19 protein-coding genes are annotated in these 18,164 nt (G+C 60.3%); 7 read left to right on the forward strand and 12 right to left on the reverse strand.

Going from position 1 to position 18,164, the window contains the following annotated elements:
- Window positions 1–103: 103 nt before the first annotated feature.
- The gene (locus MHY08_RS04485; RefSeq protein ID WP_239235544.1) at window positions 104–958 is read right to left on the reverse strand and encodes a TatD family hydrolase; all 855 of its coding nucleotides are present in this window, start codon (window positions 956–958) and stop codon (window positions 104–106) included.
- Here MHY08_RS04485 and MHY08_RS04490 point away from each other — a divergent pair.
- Window positions 957–1,451 (forward strand): GNAT family N-acetyltransferase, encoded by a 495-nt coding sequence (locus MHY08_RS04490; protein ID WP_239227974.1) that lies wholly within the window; start codon window positions 957–959, stop codon window positions 1,449–1,451. The two genes, MHY08_RS04485 and MHY08_RS04490, sit on opposite strands and share 2 nt — an antisense overlap.
- A 10-nt stretch (window positions 1,452–1,461) precedes the next feature.
- A complete protein-coding gene (locus tag MHY08_RS04495) occupies window positions 1,462–1,962 on the forward strand; it encodes a GNAT family N-acetyltransferase (protein ID WP_239235547.1) in 501 nt (166 codons plus the stop codon).
- A 126-nt stretch (window positions 1,963–2,088) separates the two neighbouring features.
- Here MHY08_RS04495 and metG read toward each other — a convergent pair whose 3' ends face one another.
- The 3 genes from metG to rsmI form a co-directional block, all read right to left on the reverse strand.
- Window positions 2,089–3,921, reverse strand: a complete 1,833-nt coding sequence (metG, locus tag MHY08_RS04500) for a methionine--tRNA ligase (protein ID WP_179386238.1) — start codon at window positions 3,919–3,921, stop codon at window positions 2,089–2,091.
- Window positions 3,922–4,073: 152 nt separating this feature from the next.
- The gene (locus MHY08_RS04505; RefSeq protein WP_034668575.1) at window positions 4,074–5,930 is read right to left on the reverse strand and encodes a BCCT family transporter; all 1,857 of its coding nucleotides are present in this window, start codon (window positions 5,928–5,930) and stop codon (window positions 4,074–4,076) included.
- Between the two features lie 247 nt (window positions 5,931–6,177).
- Window positions 6,178–7,032: a 16S rRNA (cytidine(1402)-2'-O)-methyltransferase gene (rsmI, locus tag MHY08_RS04510; RefSeq protein WP_239235550.1), complete on the reverse strand. Its 855-nt coding sequence runs from the start codon at window positions 7,030–7,032 to the stop codon at window positions 6,178–6,180.
- A gap of 24 nt (window positions 7,033–7,056) precedes the next feature.
- Here rsmI and MHY08_RS04515 point away from each other — a divergent pair, with 24 nt between their 5' ends.
- Window positions 7,057–8,676, forward strand: a complete 1,620-nt coding sequence (locus tag MHY08_RS04515) for a dolichyl-phosphate-mannose--protein mannosyltransferase (protein ID WP_239235552.1) — start codon at window positions 7,057–7,059, stop codon at window positions 8,674–8,676.
- A gap of 17 nt (window positions 8,677–8,693) precedes the next feature.
- Here the strand turns inward: MHY08_RS04515 and MHY08_RS04520 are convergent, their stop codons facing one another.
- Window positions 8,694–9,395 (reverse strand): zf-HC2 domain-containing protein, encoded by a 702-nt coding sequence (locus MHY08_RS04520; RefSeq protein WP_239235553.1) that lies wholly within the window; start codon window positions 9,393–9,395, stop codon window positions 8,694–8,696.
- Window positions 9,382–9,795 (reverse strand): DoxX family protein, encoded by a 414-nt coding sequence (locus tag MHY08_RS04525; protein ID WP_239235554.1) that lies wholly within the window; start codon window positions 9,793–9,795, stop codon window positions 9,382–9,384. Before MHY08_RS04525 ends, MHY08_RS04520 begins: the two co-directional genes overlap by 14 nt.
- Window positions 9,796–9,953: 158 nt before the next feature.
- Between MHY08_RS04525 and MHY08_RS04530 the strand changes: the two genes are divergently transcribed.
- A complete protein-coding gene (locus tag MHY08_RS04530; RefSeq protein WP_239235555.1) occupies window positions 9,954–10,670 on the forward strand; it encodes a DNA-3-methyladenine glycosylase I in 717 nt (238 codons plus the stop codon).
- Between the two features lie 14 nt (window positions 10,671–10,684).
- Here the strand turns inward: MHY08_RS04530 and glpR are convergent, their stop codons facing one another.
- From glpR to MHY08_RS04550, 4 genes are all read right to left on the reverse strand, one after another.
- A complete protein-coding gene (gene glpR, locus MHY08_RS04535) occupies window positions 10,685–12,061 on the reverse strand; it encodes a gephyrin-like molybdotransferase receptor GlpR (protein ID WP_239235556.1) in 1,377 nt (458 codons plus the stop codon).
- 143 nt (window positions 12,062–12,204) lie between these two features.
- Window positions 12,205–12,915, reverse strand: coding sequence for a GNAT family N-acetyltransferase (locus tag MHY08_RS04540; RefSeq protein WP_005323781.1), 711 nt, complete (start codon window positions 12,913–12,915; stop codon window positions 12,205–12,207).
- Window positions 12,915–14,225: a gephyrin-like molybdotransferase Glp gene (gene glp, locus MHY08_RS04545; RefSeq protein ID WP_239235558.1), complete on the reverse strand. Its 1,311-nt coding sequence runs from the start codon at window positions 14,223–14,225 to the stop codon at window positions 12,915–12,917. The genes MHY08_RS04540 and glp overlap by 1 nt, the downstream gene beginning before the upstream one ends.
- Window positions 14,226–14,280: 55 nt before the next feature.
- A complete protein-coding gene (locus MHY08_RS04550) occupies window positions 14,281–15,207 on the reverse strand; it encodes a UTP--glucose-1-phosphate uridylyltransferase (protein ID WP_204609782.1) in 927 nt (308 codons plus the stop codon).
- Window positions 15,208–15,274: 67 nt separating this feature from the next.
- On the opposite strand from MHY08_RS04550, the gene MHY08_RS04555 reads away from it, so the two are divergent.
- From MHY08_RS04555 to mscL, 3 genes are all read left to right on the forward strand, one after another.
- Window positions 15,275–15,850 (forward strand): 5-formyltetrahydrofolate cyclo-ligase, encoded by a 576-nt coding sequence (locus tag MHY08_RS04555; RefSeq protein WP_204609784.1) that lies wholly within the window; start codon window positions 15,275–15,277, stop codon window positions 15,848–15,850.
- 62 nt (window positions 15,851–15,912) lie between these two features.
- Window positions 15,913–16,599: an SAF domain-containing protein gene (locus MHY08_RS04560; protein WP_204611455.1), complete on the forward strand. Its 687-nt coding sequence runs from the start codon at window positions 15,913–15,915 to the stop codon at window positions 16,597–16,599.
- A 111-nt stretch (window positions 16,600–16,710) separates the two neighbouring features.
- Window positions 16,711–17,202 carry a large conductance mechanosensitive channel protein MscL gene (gene mscL, locus MHY08_RS04565; RefSeq protein ID WP_239235586.1) on the forward strand — a complete coding sequence of 164 codons (492 nt, stop codon included), beginning with the start codon at window positions 16,711–16,713 and terminating at the stop codon, window positions 17,200–17,202.
- Window positions 17,203–17,312: 110 nt separating this feature from the next.
- On the opposite strand, the gene MHY08_RS04570 is transcribed toward mscL, so the two are convergent.
- Together MHY08_RS04570 and MHY08_RS04575 are read right to left on the reverse strand one after the other, a co-directional pair.
- Window positions 17,313–17,531: a hypothetical protein gene (locus tag MHY08_RS04570; RefSeq protein WP_204609786.1), complete on the reverse strand. Its 219-nt coding sequence runs from the start codon at window positions 17,529–17,531 to the stop codon at window positions 17,313–17,315.
- A gap of 16 nt (window positions 17,532–17,547) precedes the next feature.
- Window positions 17,548–18,156: a molybdenum cofactor biosynthesis protein B gene (locus tag MHY08_RS04575; protein ID WP_204609787.1), complete on the reverse strand. Its 609-nt coding sequence runs from the start codon at window positions 18,154–18,156 to the stop codon at window positions 17,548–17,550.
- Between the last annotated feature and the right edge of the window lie 8 nt (window positions 18,157–18,164).

The raw sequence follows: 18,164 nt of genomic DNA on the forward strand, positions 1-18,164 counted from the left end.
ACTAATCCACCACACGCCTCACTGGGCGCACAATCGCCACACCAAACACCCCCGCCACCGTTGACCTGCGGGTTTTATTTTTGTGAAAACCGTCACCTAGGCGTTAGCCCAGGCCGTAAACGTGATCAAAAGTGTCGTTTACCTCCGCGGCTAGCGCCTGCACCGTCTGGTGGCGCACGCGAGCGATGCATTCATATGTGTGCCCGATAAGAGCCGGTTCATTGCGCTGGCCCCGGTAGGGCTCTGGCGTCATATATGGCGCATCGGTTTCCACCAGAAGCTGACCAGCCGGTGCCTTCGCCGCCGCCTGCCGCAGCTCGGCGTTGCGCTTGAAGGTGACGTTGCCAGCAAAGGACAATACGTAGCCGCGCTCCAAGGCTTCCTCGGCCACCTTCAGCGGCGAGGAAAAGCAGTGCAGCATGACGGTGTCGGGTGAGGGGGCGTCGGCAAGAATGCGCATTAAGTCCGCATCCGCCTCGCGGTTGTGGATCATCAAAGTCTTGCCATGGCGTACCGCAAGGTCAATATGCCAGCGCAGGGATTCCTCCTGCTGGGCCATAGTCGCGGTGGTCTCCGGCTCGTGCTGCACCCAGTAGGCATCGAGGCCAGTCTCTCCCACCGCTACGCAGCGCGGATCCACCACCATCTCCTCCAGCGCCACCTTGGTTGGCGCATCCAACTCATTGGCGCACACCGGGTGAATGGCGCAGGCGGCATAGACATCCGGAAAGGAATGTGCAGTAGCCAGCGCCGCGGCCGATTCACGGCGGTCATCGCCCACCGTCACCATACGGCTAATACCGGCGGTGCGCGCGCGATTGACCAGCACCTCATCGGTGTCCTTGTGGGAAAACAGGTGCGTGTGCGCATCGATGAGGCCGCTTAGGCCTGGTGCCGGAACGGGAGTGGGACGTCGCTTCTTTTTAGCCATGTAGGCAATTGTAATATTGGCTGCCATGTTGATCAGACCCGCTGGCTTTGCGGATGTGCCCGCCATGACCGAGACCCTCAACTGGGCCATCGAGCACACCGACGTTATCTTCCGCACTACCCCGGCCAGCATCGCAGAGCGCGAGGACTACCTGTGCCACATCTGGGAAGAGGGCTGCCCGTGCCTCATCGCGGAGTCCGATTCTGGTGCCTACCTGGGGTGGGCGCTCTACCATCCTTACCGCGATCCGCAGGTGTGGACGGGCTGTTATGAGACCACCATCTATCTCTCCCCCGCCGCTCAGGGCCAGGGCGTAGGCACCACGTTGCTTGGCGCCTTGGTGGATGCGGCCCGCGCCGATGATAAGGTCCATTCCCTGCTCGCGCTCATCGTTTCCACCAATGTTGCATCGCTAAAGTTGCATGAAAAGTTCGGGTTTGAAAACGTGGGTACTCTTAAAGAGGTTTGCTACAAGTTCGATCACTGGTTGAGCCTCACCCACCTACAACTTCTGGTGTAAAGGAATTTCTATGCATATCCGTCCTGCTGAGCTTGCCGACGCCCCCGCGCTCACCGTCATCTACAACGCCGGCTCCGCAGCGAAACCCGCCGCTAACCTGGTCACGTGGCAAGAAGATGTCTCTGACCGCGAAGAGTGGCTCAAGGAAATGTTTAAGGCCGGCTCCCCGGTCTTTGTAGCCGTGGACGATGATGAGGTCATTGGCTGGGCGGCCTACTTCCAGTTCGTAACCCCCGCCATCTATTACGGCACCGTGGAAGACTCCGTCTACATTGCCCCCTCCGCTCAGGGCAAGGGCGTGGGCTCCGAGCTTCTCGACGCCCTCATGGACGTCGCCGCCGACGACACCTACGTACAGACGATTATTACCTATATCGTCGATACCAACGAGGGTTCCATCGCCCTACACAAGAAGTTCGGCTTTACCGAGACCGGCCGCATGCCGAATATCCATACCAAGGATGGCGTCCGCCTCGGCTTGGTACACCTCCAGCGCGATTTCGAGCGCTAAACCACCCTTCCGGGCAAGGATTCGGGTATTTCGAACTCCTTCCTTCCACACCGGAATATAGAAACGGCCGCGTTACGCCCTCTTCTTTGTTGGAAAAGAGCAATAACGCGGCCGTTTTAGGTGCTATTACTTAGTAACAGGCGCCCACTCCGGGCCAGTCTCGCCCAGCTCCGGGTCGAGCTTAGAGATGAGCGGCTTCGGCTTGGCCAAGGCGGTGCCCGGCTCTACCTGAATGCGCTCCCACTTTGCCTGCTGCTGGGTGTAGTCACCCATGATGACCGGATACTCGTGGCCCTCTGGCGGCAAGCCAGCACCGACGAGCTCTACCGGGATATCGTCCTTGACATCATGGACCTCTGGCTGGGCCGCCCACACGCCCTCGCGGCCCAAGGTTTCATGAACCTTCTGTGCGGTAAACGGCAGGTACGGCGTGAGCATGACATTGCAGTCAGAGACCACCTGAAGAGCAGTCCACAGCACGGTGGCTAGACGCTCGCGCTGGGTCTCATCCTTGGCCAACTTCCATGGCTCTTGGTCTGCGATATAAGCGTTGGCTTCGCCGACGACGTGCATGATGGCGGTAATCGCCTGCTTGAACTTGGACTGTTCCAGCAAAGAACCGGCGGTCTCGAAGGTCTCTTCCGCCAGCTGCAGGATTTCCTTATCCTTTTCTTCCAGCGCTGCTGGTGCCGGAACCTCACCGAAGTTCTTAAACGCCATAGAAACGGTGCGGTTGACCAAGTTGCCCCAGCCATTGGCGAGTTCATTATTGATGCGGCGGACAAATTCATCCCAGGTGAAGTCCGTGTCGTTGTTTTCCGGACCGGCCACGGCGATGAAGTAGCGCAGGGCATCTGGGCCAAACTCCGCCAAGAAATCCTTGACATAGATGACAACGCCCTTGGAGGAGGAGAACTTAGAACCAGACATGGTCAAGTACTCAGAGGAGACAATTTCCGTAGGCAAATTCAGCTCGCCGTACTGGTGAAGCTCACCGCCCTTGTTGCCCTTGCCGGCATAGCCCAAAAGCTCGGCCGGCCAGATCTGGGAGTGGAAGGTGATGTTGTCCTTGCCTTGGAAGTAATAGTGGCGGGCCTCCGGGTTCTGCCAGAAGTCCTTCCAGGCTTCAGGCTGACCAGTGCGGTATGCCCACTCGATAGAGGAAGACAGGTAACCGATGACCGCATCGAACCACACGTAGAGTTTCTTGGCGTTATTGTCCTGCCAGCCCTCAACGGGGATGGGAATGCCCCAGTCAATATCGCGCGTCATGGTGCGCGGGCGCATATCCTCTAGCAAGTTCAGGGAGAACTTCAGGACGTTTGGGCGCCAGTCCTCACGGGTGGAAAGCCACTTTTGCAGCTCCTCCTTGATGGCGGGCAGATCCAGCAGGAAGTGCTCAGTTTCAATGAACTTCGGGGTCTCGCCGTTGATCTTGGAGACCGGGTTAATCAGGTCCACCGGGTCGAGCTGGTTGCCACACTCATCACACTGGTCACCGCGGGCCCCATCCGCACCGCAGATGGGGCAGGTGCCCTCAATATAGCGGTCCGGCAGGGTGCGTCCGGTAGACGGCGAAATAGCGCCCTGGGTGGTCTCTTTGAGCATGTAGCCATTGGCATACAGACCCTTGAAGAGTTCCTGTACCACGGAGTAGTGGTTACGGGTGGTGGTACGAGTAAAGAGATCGTAGGACAGGCCGAGGTTGGCTAGGTCAGTGACGATCTGGCGGTTGTAGCGGTCTGCGAGCTCGCGAACGGATACGCCTTCTTTGTCCGCTTGAACCAATAGCGGAGTGCCGTGCTCGTCCGTACCGGAGACCATGAGTACGTTGCGGCCACGCATTCGCTGGAAACGTGCAAAGACGTCAGAAGGAACACCAAAGCCGGCCACATGGCCGATGTGGCGCGGGCCGTTGGCATAGGGCCAGGCAACATTTACTACTACAGACTCAGTCATGGGTTCTACTGTATCGAAGCCGGCTCTTGTCCACACGATCAGGGCAGACATTTACTTCGCAGGTGAACCGCTTTTTCAGAACAAAGCGCCCACCGCTTCCCCATTGCTGAGGAAACGATGGGCGCTATGAAAGCAACCGCAAAGGGTGCGAATTACTTGCGCTTCATTGGGTGCTTGAGGCGCTCGTTGCGGCGCTTCTTAAGTACCTGCGTGCGCTGGTACTCACGGTGCAAGCGGCGCTCGCGGGCCATCTTGCGCTGGAACTGCTGTGCCTCGCGGTACTCGAGGTAAATGACATCCTCGCTCAGCGCCTTGTAGATGGCGAACATCAGGCCAACGACAATGAACAAGAATGGCAGTGCAGCAACGATGGTGACGTTCTGCAGGTTAGACAGTGCGTCCTCATTAGCCAGAAGCAGGGTCAGGCCTACCAAGGCAGTCAGTGCGCCCCATGCCGCGGATAGCCACGGCTTAGCGGTAGAAGCACCGTTTTGAGACATGGAGCCCATCACCGTGGATGCGGAGTCCGCAGAGGTGACGAAGAAGGTAGCCAGAAGGACCGCTGCAACAATACCGGCAACGAAGCCGCCCGGCATGGACTGCAGGAGGTTGAACAGCTCTTCCTCAGCAGACTCGCCGGTAATGGATTCGCCGTTTTGCTCCATGTGGATAGCGGTGCCGCCGAAGATAGCGAACCACAGGGTGGATACGCCGGCTGGAATAAGCAGGACACCCAGGCAGAACTCGCGGACGGAACGGCCACGGGAGATGCGTGCCAAGAACATGCCCACGAATGGGGACCAAGAAACCCACCATGCCCAGTAGAAGATGGTGTAGCCAGACAGCCACTCACCGGCGGCGCCGTTTTCGGACTCGGCCGTGCGGCCGATCATCTCGGTGAAGTAGTTAAGGTAGTTACCGATGGAGCCAGGAATCTGGTTCAGGATGGTAACGGTCGGACCCAAGATGAACACGAAGATGGCCAGCACTGCGGCGAGGACCATATTCGCATTGGAAATGTACTGAATGCCCTTGCCCACGCCGGACATCGCAGACAGGAGGAATGCGAGGGTAAGGACCAGAACGATGCCAATAACCACGGAATTGGTGGGGTTATCGATGATTCCGGATGCCTTCAAGCCGGCCTGAATCTGCAGGGCGCCCAGGCCCAGGGAGCAGGCGGTACCGAAGACGGTGGCGAAGATGGACAGGACATCGATGAACTTGCCCACCGCACCGTTGGCGTTACGCTCGCCGATAAGCGGCACGAAGGCCTGGCTTAATAGCTGCTTGCGGCCAATGCGGAAGGTGGAGTACGCGATGGCCAAGCCAACGATGGCGTAGACCGCCCAGGGATGCAGCGTCCAGTGGAACATGGCATAGGCCATGGACGAACCCACGTTGCCAGTGCCCTGGCCTGGGGTGCCGTCACGGTAGTTAGCCAGCGGCTCGGAAGCGCCGTAGAACATCAGGCCAATGCCCATACCGGCGGCGAACATCATGGCAATCCACGATGGCGTGGAAAATTCCGGCTCCTCATTAATGTGGCCCAACTTGATGGAGCCGAACTTGGAGGCGGCAATAAAGACAACGAACACCACGAAGACGGTGCCGAAGAGGATATAGGCCCAACCGAAGTTGTCCACGACCCAGGTCAGGGCCGAAGAGGAGAAGTTGGCAAAGTTATCCGGGGCAGCCAGGCCCCACACAACGATCGCGGCAATCAGCACGCCGGCAATGCCGACGATGGACCAATCGATTGGCATATTGTCACGATCGGCCGCGATTTCCACCTCAGGATCGTCATAGCGCTCCGGGTGGAAACCATCGGAGTGAATCATATCCTGAAGCTGGCCGGTGGCAGATTGTGCGTCCAGCTGTTCGTCTACAGTCTGATAATTCTCAATAGGCTGCCCGCTCGAAGAAGCAGAAGCCGGCTGCGCCTGTGCGCCGACCGGTTCCTTTCCTTCTTCTGGCACGCCTGTGCCCATATTTTCCGAGTTTGTCATGAGCTATACAGTGGTGCGGAACTACTCAATTATCAAACGAAGCACAGAGAAACCTCGCTGCTCAACGCCGTTTCCCAGGGATTTTCCACGATAATTTGAAAGGTTTTTACGCTTCATTTCCCCATGTAAATACCGCTTTAAGCCGCCCACACGCCCGAACACTATAACAATTCAATTACAAAGACCCCGTTAGTGAAACCGTCTAGGAACGATGCGGGGTGTGACGTAATCGAAACCATCGGTGAGGCTAGGCCTTGCGGGCGTCCAAGGCGGCGTCGTAAAGCTCGCGGTTGGAAACCTCAGTACCTTTGGCTACCTGCTTGCACGCGTCCTTCAGCCGCATCCCCGCCTCCGCTAGCTCGAGCGCCTGGGGCACCAAGTCTGCGGCGGTAGCGGCAGCGGCTGTACCGCCCTCGATCACCACGGTGATCTCTCCCCGAGCACCGTCTACTGCCCACTCGGCAAGCTCACCCAAATTGCCGCGGCGGATTTCCTCATAGGTCTTGGTCAGCTCCCGGCACACCGCGGCCGGGCGGTCGGCGCCGAGAATTTCCGCTGCCTCGGCCAGGGTTTCGGCGACGCGATGAGGAGATTCGAAGAAGACGATGGCTCGCTTTTCGTTGCGCAGTGACTCCAGCCACGCCTTGCGGGGACCGGGCTTGCGAGGAGGAAAGGCGTCGAAAAGAAAGTGCCCCACGCCCAGGCCCGAAAGCGCCAGGGCCGTCGGCACTGCGGAGGGGCCGGGAAAACAGGTCACGGGAATATCGCGCTCGGCCGCCGCGGACACAAGGGACAGGCCCGGATCAGAAATAATCGGCATTCCGGCATCGGTGACGACGAGGACGGTGCCTGACGCGGCGGCATCGATAAGCTGCTGGGCCCGGTCCTTTTCATTGTGGTCAAAATTGGACACCACCCGCCCGGAAATCTCGATCCCTAAGGCCTGGGCCAGATTGCGCACGCGCCGCGTATCTTCGGCCGCGATGACGTCCGCATACTGCAAGGCATGCATTAAACGCGCGGAGGCATCTCCTACGTTTCCCAGCGGAGTGGCGGCGAGGATTACCCCGCGCGGTAGTGGATCCAGACCTAAAACAGACATGCCTCTAGCATTCCATACTCTCTAATGCGCGGTTGCGCTACGTTGTCGCCTAGACTCAACCAAGTGACTATTGCTACCGCTGCCCCATCGCGCACCACGCACGACACCGTGGCTCCGCCAGCACCCCGCGCCTATCAGTGGGGCAAGGCTGACTGGATAAGCACTAGCGTCGTCGGCGTCCTTGCACTCATTACCCGCTTTGTCGGCCTTACCGCGCCCGTTTCCAAGGGCACGCCCGTCTTTGATGAAAAGCACTACGTTCCCCAAGCCTGGGACATGGTGCGAAGCTGGGATAACCTTTTTATCGGCGGTATTGAAACCAACCCCGGCTATGGGCTGGTGGTACACCCACCGCTGGGCAAGCAGATCGTGGCACTTGCCGAATGGGTCTTTGGTTATTCCCCTCTGGGCTGGCGTTTTATGACGGCGCTTTTCGGAGCAGCCACCGTGCTCTTGACGATGTCCCTGGCCCGCCGGGTCTCTTCATCCTGGCAGGTAGCAACCCTAGCTGGCCTCATCGCCGTATTTGATGGCGTGCTCTTGGTCTCCTCCAAGTTCGGCATGCTGGATATCTTCCAAGTCTTCTTCGTGGTAGCCGCCGCCTGGGCGCTCGCCCGCGATCATAATCAGATGCGCGAGCGCCTCCACAACGCGTTTGTGAAGGACCGGATGGGCTCTTCCGCCTTCGGACCGCGCTTTGGATTCCGCTGGTGGCGCCTCCTTGCAGGTGTCTGCCTGGGACTTTCCCTGGGCGTCAAGTGGTCCGGCCTGTACTTCATCATGTTCTTTGGCCTGATGTCCGTCTTTAGCGACCTTGCCTTGCGCAAGCGCTATGGGGTACGCCGCTATATCCTCGGCACCCTGGTGCGCGATACCCCTGCTGCCCTGGCCTCCCTTGTGCTCGTGCCGGTACTGCTCTACGCCTGGACCTGGCGGGCTTGGTTTGCCTCCGAAACCGCCGTGTACCGCCATGCCAAGGTGGATGGCACCATCGAGGATGGATCGTGGCTAATGAACTTGCCCGATTCTTTGGCCGGCTGGTTTTACTACCACTCCTCTGTCTTGGAATTCCATGCCAGCCTGACCTCTTCCGGCGGCCATCATCACCCGTGGGATTCCAAGCCCTGGGCCTGGCTCGTTGCCGCCCGCCCGATCCTGTACTACTCCTCCACCGACCTGCAGTGCGGCGATGGCAGTAGCGAATGCCGCAAGATGCTCTACCTCTTTGGCACCCCGGCCATCTGGTGGCTAGTCATCCCGGCCGTGCTGTGGGGCCTGTGGTCGCTCATTATTCGCCGCAACCGCGCCTTCCTTATCCCCCTGGTCGGCTTTGCGGCAGGCTTCTTACCCTGGCTCGCGGCCTTTGACCGCCAAATGTACTTCTTCTACGCCACGGCCTTCATTCCTTTTGTCATCGTGCTTATTGCGTTAGCTTTAGGCCAGCTCATCGGGCATGGCAGGCCTGTGCGGTGGGGATGGCTGAAGAGCTTGGCCGGCGGCCCCGTACGTTGGGGCACCATCGCCGCCGTGTTCTACCTAGCCATGGTAGTGGCGATGTTCTTCTACTTCTCCCCCATTTTGTACGGCTACAAGATTCCAGATTCCTGGTACCACTCCATGATGTGGCTGCCGAGCTGGACCTAACCGCGACTGAACGAAGCTTATTGCGGCTGTGCGTTGAGGGACTTCCACCACGCGCGCACCAGGTAGCCCTTTTCCGCCGCCCAGGCCCACGCCAGGCTGAGGGTCGCCAGCGCGGTGGCGATAAGGAAATACACCTGCTCAATGGTTACGGTACCCAGCGCTATATCGCGCATGCCAAAGCCGAAGAGGAAGGCAAACATCGTGGCCGATACCGGAAGCAATCCGGTGACCGCCGCGGGGCGCCAGGCGCTGAAGAAAAGACCACAGGCCATGCCAAAGCGCACTGCCGCGCCCTCCATCAGCAGGTTGGCTCGCTCCGGATCCGCGGTGGGGTCCAGAACCTTTCCTTCCGCGCCCAACGGTACGAGCCCGGAGGCGTGCACGATGAGCACCACTGCCCAGATCGCAAAGATGGCACCCATAAGAACCATGGCGGCGCGCGCAACCGTGAGGTTGGCTTGGCGCGCGCTCGCGGTACGCCGCCATTCCGGCTCCACGCCGGCCAAGATGACATCGGAAAGGTCCGTGGGCGGCGCCATACCGGAATCCGCAGGCTCCACAAAGCTCAATGAACGCGATAGCGCGGCCGCCTTGTCGCGGAAAGCGCGGCATTCGGCGCAGCTTTCCAGATGAGTATCAATGACGTCCTGGGACAGATCGGAGTGCTCTCCATCCATGTGTGCGGAGATGGCCGCTTGGACCTGGCTATGCGTCAACATTGCTGAGCACCCCGTCCATGCTGGCTCTACCGGAGCCAAAAATTACGATCATCAGCAGGGATACCAGCAATACCAGTGGGTATTCGATTCCCCCATCGGCAGCAAATAACCCGTGCCCCAAATGCACGAAATACAGGGCACACCCCATGAGCAATGCGAGTGCCCCGGCGACAAAGGTGGTGAGCAGACCAACGACGAGGAATGCACCGCCGGCCATCTCTCCTATGGCGGCGATATAGCCGGAAAGCTGTGGCTGCGGCACCCCCAGGGCGGAAAATTGCCCCACGGTTTCATCCATGCCGGTCATAAACATCTTGTCCACGCCGTGTGCGATAAAGATTAATCCGAGGACCGCTCGAAAAATAAGCAGTGCGGCATCGCGTACGGCAGGTCTATTCATGCTGAACAGATTACCCTGAACCCCTCACCCGATGCGAAGGCAATGGACTACACCCATACTCCTGGGAAATTCGCCCTTTGGCGGGGGAAGGAAAAGAACACAGCGGCGCGGGCTGTTTCAATGGGAACCACGCACAAAAGATAAAAGGAGAACACACCATGAGCGAACCAACCACGCAGTCCGAAGAGCGCACCACCTTGGTCTATGACGATGATGGCCTGGGCCGCCCGCCTTGGGCGATGTCCTCGCCGATGTTAAAGGAGTATTACGACACCGAATGGGGCCTGCCCATTTTCGATGAAGCTGGACTTTACGAGCGTTTGAGTCTCGAGTCTTTCCAGTCCGGCCTGTCCTGGGCAGTGGTGCTCAAGAAGCGCGAGGCCTTCCGTGCGGCCTTTTGCAACTTCGATCCGGACAAGGTCGCCCAATTCGATGAGGCGGACGTGGAGCGTTTGCTTGGCGACGCCTCTATTATCCGCAACGAAACCAAAATCCGCGCCGCAATTAATAACGCAAAGGCGACCATCGCTTTGCGCGAGGAAGGCGGGCTGGCGGAGTTCATTTGGGCCTACCAGCCTCCGGAGAACCTCTACCCCACCGTGATGGAAGATATTCCGAAAAAGAGCTACGAGTCCAAGCTCATGTCCCGCGAACTCAAGAAGAAGGGTTTTCGCTTCGTTGGACCGGTTACCTGTTTCGCCCTCATGGAGGCCATCGGCATGATTGATACGCACCTTATCGGCTCCCATCGCCGCGGTACCTCCGGGGTGTGGCTGGAGAGCGGCGTGCCGAATTATGGCCTAGCGCAGGAATACAACGCGCTGGCGAACTCGCAGACAGCGGGCGCTGACGAGCTTCACGACGCTGCTAGCTAGTCCGCCACGCGCGCTTATCCAGCGCGGCGGGCCGCTAGGTCATCGCGACGGCCATAACCATCGGGCCCGGCGTGCGGGCCGTCAAAGTCGCCGTCCTCACCATCGCTAAAGCTCAGCGGAAGGTGCACGAAGTCCGGGCTCTCATCGTCGATTTCCACAACCACGGCGCCTGGGCGGCGCAGATTGCGCGGAATCTTTAGCTCTTCGTCCTCGGCGTTGCGCACGCCCAAACGGGCGCGGCGCAGGTGGCGCACACGGCGGCGCATCAGTGCCTGTTCCTGGCGTACCTGAGAGCGAAGGGCGATCAAGTAAGCCACGGTGAGCACGCCGGCGACGGCAGCCAACCACCACGTCCAACCACCGACCACGATTCCGAGGGCTACCGTGAGCACCACGGCCACGGCAAGCCCCAGCAGGGTGCGCTGACGTCGCTGGTATCGCGTTGCAGACTTTTCCTTTTCCGCAACCGGGTCCCAGCCACCGCGGCCCAAACGACGCTGGGCGAATTCAACCTCGTCCTCGGACAGGTCGGTATCCATGCCGGTTTCGTCTGCTTCCTTGGCCGCCGCGAGCTCCTCGGATCCCTCGGCCTCGTCTACCTCGTCCGCGCTGGCAGGATCTACGGAGTCATCCTCATTGACCTCGGCCTTGTCAACGGCTCCCGGATACATGAGGTCTACCGGCGAGGTAAAGGTTTCGTCGTAGGCATAGGCATCGTTCGCCACGCTAGAGACAGCTGGGGCGCTAAATACCTCAGCCTCGGACGCAGCAACATCGGAGGCTTTGTCCTCAGTGGACTCGTCCACGGCGTCGTCCTCGTCCTCCAGCAGCACGTCGTCGACGTCGTCCGCCTCTGCGGTGTTGGCTTCCTTGTCCGCATCAGCCTGCTGGGAGGCAGGAACCGCAGCTGCCTGTGGCTCGACTGCAGACTCGTTTTCATCTGCAATCGCTTCTTCCACCAATTCGCCGTCGATGGTTTCTGCCTGTTGCGTGGATTCTTCACCGGCGGTGGAGGCAGATGCAGCAGTAAACGCACGGCTACCGCTACCGAAGGGCTGGGACTTGGCCCGGCGTGCGGCACCGGCAATAGTTACGGAGCGCGACGAGGGCTTGGTGGCCTCGGTATCGGTTTCACTGTCGGCAACGTCTGCAGCCTCGACGACTTCGTAGTCCGCCTCGTCCTCATCGTCACGGCGGTGGACGTCGTCGGCGCGCAGGCGCGGACGACGTCGGCCGGCGACCTTGCCGGAATCTCCTTCAAAGAGGACACGGGTATCTTCAAAGGCCTCACCGGTATGGCTCATTGGGCGGTTATTCCTACCCAATAGCCACGGTGCGAGCACGAAGAGCCACACCACGATGATCGCGATAATCGGCACAGCTGTCGACACGAAAAGGACCTTCCCCTTGAATACAGATGATTACTCCACCTTAAACGGTGAAACCGCACCGTAGCACCCCAAATTCACACAAATTACAATGTTGTGACTTATGTGAAAATTGAGGTCGGATTCCCAGTAATTGGGACGCTATTTCACGCCAGTCGTCCAGCCTGGCGCAGGCGCTCCACCGCCGTAGAGGCAAAGTCTTCTTTCACCAACGCCACGTAGTGGTGGTCCTGCCACGCGCCGTCGATATGCAGATTGCGCCGCAAATACCCCTCATGCCGGAATCCGTTGGCGGCCAAGACGCGACCCGAGGCCGGGTTGTGCTCCAGATAGGTGGCGGTCACGCGGTGCAAACCCACCCGCCCAAAGGCATGGTCCACACCCAAGGCGGTCGCGGCCGTAGCCACCCCGGCGCCGTGAACCGCAGAATAGACCCAGTAGCCAATCCAGCAATCGCGAATGCTGCCATGCTGAATATTTCCCAGGGTCACCTGCCCGGCGAATTTCCCCTCCACCTCGATGACGAGCGGGACTACCAGCGCCTCACGCGCGGCAGTGCGCAGGTACATCAGGTGATTCCACCACGCCTGCTGGCTATGCGCCGCCGCCCACGGTGCGGCTTGGGTCGGCTCAACCGGGCGGAGGAAGCTTTCATCGTCGATGCGCTGACGCCGCCACTCATGGCCGTCGGAACGCAGCAGAGGGCGCAAGCGCATCCGCGCCCCCGAGGGAAAGACAGAAGAGGAGGGAAGCTGGACAATAGGAGTAGATTCCGGCCACCCCGGGTGCATGTCATCGGTGGGGCCGGTAGCAGGATGGCGGAACCTATCCGCCGCGTTGCCGAAAGGATCGAGCATTAGCTGCGCTGGGTCAAAAACAACACATCAACCACATCGCCTGGGCGGATTTCCGTGACCTCTTCCGGCACGCGAATCATGGCGTTGGCCTCGGAGAGGCCGGCCAAGAGGTGTGCCGGGGCACCCGCGGCACCGCCGAGGCCTTCCACCAAGTAATCCGCGGTTTCGGCATCGCGCATCAGGCGAGCACGGATGAAGCCGCGCCGGCCGGGGCGGGAATCGATGTGGTTCAACGCGCGCGCACGCACCACGCGGCGGTGCGCATTGCGCTTGCCCAGCGCCAAGCGGATGAGCGGGCGGATATATACCTCAAAGACCACTAGCGCGGACACCGGATTGGACGGCAGTAAGAAGGTAGGAATGCGCTCCTCTCCCACCAGTCCAAAGCCTTGGACGGAGCCGGGATGCATGGCCACGCGGGAGGTATCGACATCACCAAGATCGTCGAGGATCTCGCGGATGGCCTCGGCTCCAGCGCCGCCTACTGCGCCGGAGATGACCAGCACCTCGCTGCGGGCAATGTGCTTTTCCAATGCTTCGCGGATGCGGCGTGGCTCGCCCTCCGCAATGCCCACGCGGTGCACCTCCGCCCCGGCTTCACGGGCCGCGGCAGCCAAGGAATAAGAGTTCACGTCAAAAACCTGGCCCAGTGCCGGTTCTTGATCCAAGTCAACCAACTCGCGGCCAAAGGAGATGATGGTGATGCGCGGGCGCGGATACACCAGCACCTTTGAGCGGCCTACCGCGGCTAGAAGGCCAATCTGAGCTGGGCCCAAGACGGTGCCGGAGGATACGGCGACATCGCCAGGCTGGATATCGTCGCCTACCCGGCGCACAAAATCACCAGAGCGCACCGGGCGGTGGGCGGTAACGCGCTTGCGGCCGCGGTCGGTCCACTCGAGGGGAAGGACGGCGTCGGCAAGCGTGGGCAAAGGCGCACCCGTATATACGCGCACCGCTTGCTTAGGTTGCAAGCGCAGCGGCTGCTTGGAGCCGGCCGGAACCTCACCCACCACGGGCAAGGAACGCTCTACCTCCGGCTGCGGGGAATCCGCATCCTCTTCGCTCTCTGCGGACTGTTCTTCTTGGTCCTTGTGGCGGCGCACCCGCAAGCCCCGCTCGCCGCCAATATCCACGGCGCGCACCGCGTAGCCATCGATGGCCGCTTGCGGGAAGCCTGGTAATGGCTGGTTAGCCTGTACCTGCTCGGCGCACATCAAACCCAGCGCGTTGGAAATACCGATGCGCACCGGCTCCGGCGTCGTCGCCGCATCCGTTACCAGCGCCAACTGGTCATCAACTGAACGCATAAGGTCTATGCCCGCCCTTTCTTCGCTTCCACGTCCTTGGCCACTGGGAAAATCCCTAGGCTAGGCCGTGCTCGTCCTCATACTCGGCCATGATTTTCTTAATCGCTTTATACAGCGTGGGACCATACTTTTCATCGCGCAGGCCAAAGTCCACGTTGGCGGGGATATAGCCGCCGGGATTGCCCAAATCATGGCGCTTTCCTTGGTGAACTACCACGTGGACGGGCTCGCCTTCCTCAATGAGGAGCTCGATGGCGTCAGTAAGCTGCAGCTCGCCGCCCTTGCCCGGCTTAATGCGGCGCAGGGCATCAAAGATCTTGCGATCCAAAAGGTAGCGGCCGGTGGCCACGAGGTTAGAAGGGGCTTCCTCTACTGCCGGCTTTTCCACCATGCCCACGACCTTCTTCACGCCAGGGGCATCGGTATCTTCCACGTCGAAGACGCCGTAGTTGTAGGTCTGCTCGCGCGGGACCTCGAAGGCGCACAGCACGCTGCCGCCCAATGCCGCGCGCACGCGCGCCATATCCGCCATGACGGTGGCGGGCAAGACAATGTCATCAGGGAGCATGACGGCGAAGGAGTCCTCGTCTTCCCCAAGCACCTCTTCAGCAAGGCCCACCGCATGGCCCAAGCCCAGCGGCTTTTCCTGCTCCACCGCGACGGGGTGAATGATCTGGTTGGCGCGCTTGACCTTGGCCACCTGCTCGTCCTTGCCGCGGGATTCAAGGGTCTCTACCAGCTCGGGGAAAGCCTCGAAATGGCGCATGACTTCTTGTTTATCGGGCGCGGTAATCACCGCAAGGCGGCGCGCGCCGACAGAGGCCGCCTCCTCTGCGATGAGTTCGATGCCGGGAGTATCAACAACGGGCAGCAGTTCCTTTGGAACCGTCTTGGTGGCGGGCAAAAATCGGGTGCCCATACCTGCCGCTGGAACTACAACCGTGGTGATTCCGCGGGCGGAATCTTCGCGTTCTATAGCCATGCACAATAGCGTACAACGCCACATTATTTTCCCGTGCACCGCTACGCCGCGGGGTTATGATTTATTCATGACCTCTTCCATCACCGCCAAAAACGAGCTGCGCGCCCGCTTGGTCCAAGCCCGCCGCGAACTTTCCTCCGAGGACCACGATGCTTTTACCGCCGCCGTGCGCAAGCATCTCGAATCCGAGCTCACCGAGTCCATGACGGTGGCCGCCTACTGGCCTTTGGGCTCTGAGCCCGGTGGTGCGGACTTTGTGCCGTGGCTCAAGGAGCATGTCTCCCGCGTCCTCCTGCCGATTTCCGGTGAGAATGGCACGTTGACCTTTGCCGAATACCGCGGCAAGGAAGCCATGCACACTAGCCCATTGGGTTTGAATGAGCCTCAGGGCCCAAGCTTTGATAGCAGCGTGCTGGCCGAGTGCGATCTGGTGCTCGCCCCCGCCATGGCGGTAGATGCCAAGGGCAACCGCATGGGCAAGGGCGGTGGCTACTATGACCGCGCGCTAGAGCCGCTTCCCCACGGCAAGCCGCCGGTTTTCGCCATGGTCTACCCTTCCGAATTCCTAGACGAGCTGCCTACCGAGGACCATGACCGCAAGGTTGATGCCGTCGTCACCGCAGAGGGCATCACACGCTTCTAGTTTTAGGGTGCGGGAACCATGCGCGGTTTCGGGCAGTCTAAAAAAGTATGTCCACTTCGCGTATGCCCCGCCTCATTTCCACCCTTCGCACTCCTGGCCACCGCCGCGGCGTTGTAGTGCGCCGCGCCATTGCGGTGGCCCTTCTTATTGCCGCGCTGGCTTCGGCCTTATCTGCGGCCAAGGAGCTGCCGCGCGTTCCCGTCTTTAGCCGCGATCTGCCTGCGGGCGCGGAGCTGGCGCTTGCCGACGTCGACTTGGCCCGCCTTCCTGCCTCCTCCATCCCCGATTCCGCAGTAGCGGCAAAGCCAGAAGAACTCACCGGCCGCGTTATTACCGCCGCAGCCGGCAAGGGTGAGGTGGTCACCGATGCGCGCCTTCTAGGAGAAGACCTCGTCTCCAGCTTGGTCGGTGGCTCCGACGCCGCGGCTGCGCGGATGATCCCGGTGAAGCTCGCCGAGCCAGACATCATCCCCCACCTGCACCATGGCGATACCGTGGACGTGGTAACCGCCGTCGACGCCGCATCCGCCCCAGCCGCAGAGGGGTCGGCTCCCGCAACGCCCACCGCGCGCGTTATCGCCACCGGCGGGCGCGTGGTGTCGACCTCCAGCGCCGAAGGCGAGGCCTCTTCCTCTACTGTTTTGCTCGCGCTGCCCCATGACCACGCCAATGATGTAGCCGCTGCGTCGCTAAGCCAGCCACTCACTGTAGTTATCGTGGGTGACCGCGCTCACCCACAGCAACGCTAGACCCTTTCAGCCACAACAGTTGTGGTTGGTTAACAGCTGCACTAAAGTTTCGCGGTGTCCATGGTTTATACCAACCCTTAGTTTTTCCCAGAAAGGTTCGTGCATATCACCATGCTCAAGGGTTTTAAAGACTTCATTATGCGCGGCAACGTCATCGAACTTGCCACCGCAGTCATCATCGGCTCCGCCTTCACCGCGATCGTCACCGCCGTTACTGACTCCATCATCCAGCCGATCATCAATTCCCTTGGCTCTGCTGAGGTGGACGGCCTAGGCTTCCAGATCACCGACAACAAGAACACGTTTGTTGACTTCGGCGCAGTAATCACTGCAGCGATTAACTTCCTCATCATCGCCGCGGTGGTTTACTTCCTCATCGTCATGCCACTCAATAGGCTCACCGAGGCCGCTAAGCGCCGCCACGGTGTAGACCCTGAGGCCCCTGCCCCAACCTCCGAGGAATTGCTCGCGGAAATCCGCGACCTGCTCGAGGCCCAGAATGTCTCCGATAAGGACATCCCGGGTACCGGCATTGACGGTTCCGCCCGCGGCGCTGCCGACGCCGATCACGGTTCTACCGGCGGCGGTCGCCACCAGGCCTAGGTTCCTACCCTGCATATACAGCACAGAGCCCGCGGTTTCACTTCCTCGGAAGCGAAACCGCAGGCTTTTAGGTACCTCTGTGGCTGCAGACCTGCATCCTGCTTTAGGCGCTAGCCGCCGTAGTGTGGGGGCTGATTCTCTCGGTAGAACTGTTCATCGCGCTGGCCGGACTCCCCCTCTGTCGCCGCCGAATCCGCGTCATCAACGGTAACGATTCTCTCCTCATCGGCACCATCGGCAGCGTGTGCGCCGGGCTTATCAGCACTACGGTCATAATCGACAGCAGCAGATTGGCGGAATACTCGCCGGCGATTTCTCCGCGACGTCATAGAAAATACCCTGCGTTTACTGGACGCTAGACTGCTGCAGCTGGTCAATGAGGTGGTGCACCAGAGGCGCCAAGGTAGCCATGCCATCGCGGACGGCAGCGCGCGACGAGGCAAGGTTGACCACGACGGTAGAGCCCGAAACGCCCGATAGGCCGCGGGACGTGCAGGCATCCACCGCGCCACAAGCTTGGCCAGAAGAACGCAGCGCCTGGGCCACACCCGGAACCATCTTATCGATCACGGAGCGGGTAGCCTCCGGAGTCTTATCGCGCGGGCCCACGCCGGTGCCGCCGACGGTGAGGACCAAATCCACGCCACCGACCACAGCGGTCTCAATGGCCTGGCGGATCTTGGATTTCTTGGAACGCACCACGATGGCGCCATCAACGCGGAAATTAGCCTCCGCGAGCAGCTCGCTTACCAGCTGCGAAGTGCTATCGGATTGCTCACCGGGATGATCGGTGACAATAACGATGAGCCCGCGGCGCGGGGCAGCAAGGCTATCCTCCTGCTCGCTTGCTAACAAGAAGGCATCATCGGGTTCGGCTAGATCCATCAAGGAATCGCGCTTATTCGCGCCGTCGGGCTGCGCGGAGTCGGTCACATCGTGCTGCGAATCTGGCATTTTTCTCC

Source organism: Corynebacterium sp. ACRPJ (genome assembly GCF_022347345.1).
Taxonomy (GTDB): domain Bacteria; phylum Actinomycetota; class Actinomycetes; order Mycobacteriales; family Mycobacteriaceae; genus Corynebacterium; species Corynebacterium tuberculostearicum_D.

What these genes read in the sequence shown, in the direction of transcription:
- MHY08_RS04485 (WP_239235544.1), bottom strand. Translation starts at nt 958, where the DNA reads ATGGCAGCCAATATTACAATTGCCTACATGGCTAAAAAGAAGCGACGT.
- MHY08_RS04505 (WP_034668575.1), bottom strand. Translation starts at nt 5,930, where the DNA reads ATGACAAACTCGGAAAATATGGGCACAGGCGTGCCAGAAGAAGGAAAG.
- MHY08_RS04490 (WP_239227974.1), top strand. Translation starts at nt 957, where the DNA reads ATGTTGATCAGACCCGCTGGCTTTGCGGATGTGCCCGCCATGACCGAG.
- MHY08_RS04555 (WP_204609784.1), top strand. Translation starts at nt 15,275, where the DNA reads ATGACCTCTTCCATCACCGCCAAAAACGAGCTGCGCGCCCGCTTGGTC.
- MHY08_RS04550 (WP_204609782.1), bottom strand. Translation starts at nt 15,207, where the DNA reads ATGGCTATAGAACGCGAAGATTCCGCCCGCGGAATCACCACGGTTGTA.
- glp (WP_239235558.1), bottom strand. Translation starts at nt 14,225, where the DNA reads ATGCGTTCAGTTGATGACCAGTTGGCGCTGGTAACGGATGCGGCGACG.
- mscL (WP_239235586.1), top strand. Translation starts at nt 16,711, where the DNA reads ATGCTCAAGGGTTTTAAAGACTTCATTATGCGCGGCAACGTCATCGAA.
- MHY08_RS04570 (WP_204609786.1), bottom strand. Translation starts at nt 17,531, where the DNA reads ATGACGTCGCGGAGAAATCGCCGGCGAGTATTCCGCCAATCTGCTGCT.
- MHY08_RS04495 (WP_239235547.1), top strand. Translation starts at nt 1,462, where the DNA reads ATGCATATCCGTCCTGCTGAGCTTGCCGACGCCCCCGCGCTCACCGTC.
- MHY08_RS04575 (WP_204609787.1), bottom strand. Translation starts at nt 18,156, where the DNA reads ATGCCAGATTCGCAGCACGATGTGACCGACTCCGCGCAGCCCGACGGC.
- MHY08_RS04525 (WP_239235554.1), bottom strand. Translation starts at nt 9,795, where the DNA reads ATGAATAGACCTGCCGTACGCGATGCCGCACTGCTTATTTTTCGAGCG.
- MHY08_RS04520 (WP_239235553.1), bottom strand. Translation starts at nt 9,395, where the DNA reads ATGTTGACGCATAGCCAGGTCCAAGCGGCCATCTCCGCACACATGGAT.
- MHY08_RS04540 (WP_005323781.1), bottom strand. Translation starts at nt 12,915, where the DNA reads ATGCTCGATCCTTTCGGCAACGCGGCGGATAGGTTCCGCCATCCTGCT.
- MHY08_RS04530 (WP_239235555.1), top strand. Translation starts at nt 9,954, where the DNA reads ATGAGCGAACCAACCACGCAGTCCGAAGAGCGCACCACCTTGGTCTAT.
- MHY08_RS04515 (WP_239235552.1), top strand. Translation starts at nt 7,057, where the DNA reads ATGCGCGGTTGCGCTACGTTGTCGCCTAGACTCAACCAAGTGACTATT.
- metG (WP_179386238.1), bottom strand. Translation starts at nt 3,921, where the DNA reads ATGACTGAGTCTGTAGTAGTAAATGTTGCCTGGCCCTATGCCAACGGC.
- MHY08_RS04560 (WP_204611455.1), top strand. Translation starts at nt 15,913, where the DNA reads ATGCCCCGCCTCATTTCCACCCTTCGCACTCCTGGCCACCGCCGCGGC.
- rsmI (WP_239235550.1), bottom strand. Translation starts at nt 7,032, where the DNA reads ATGTCTGTTTTAGGTCTGGATCCACTACCGCGCGGGGTAATCCTCGCC.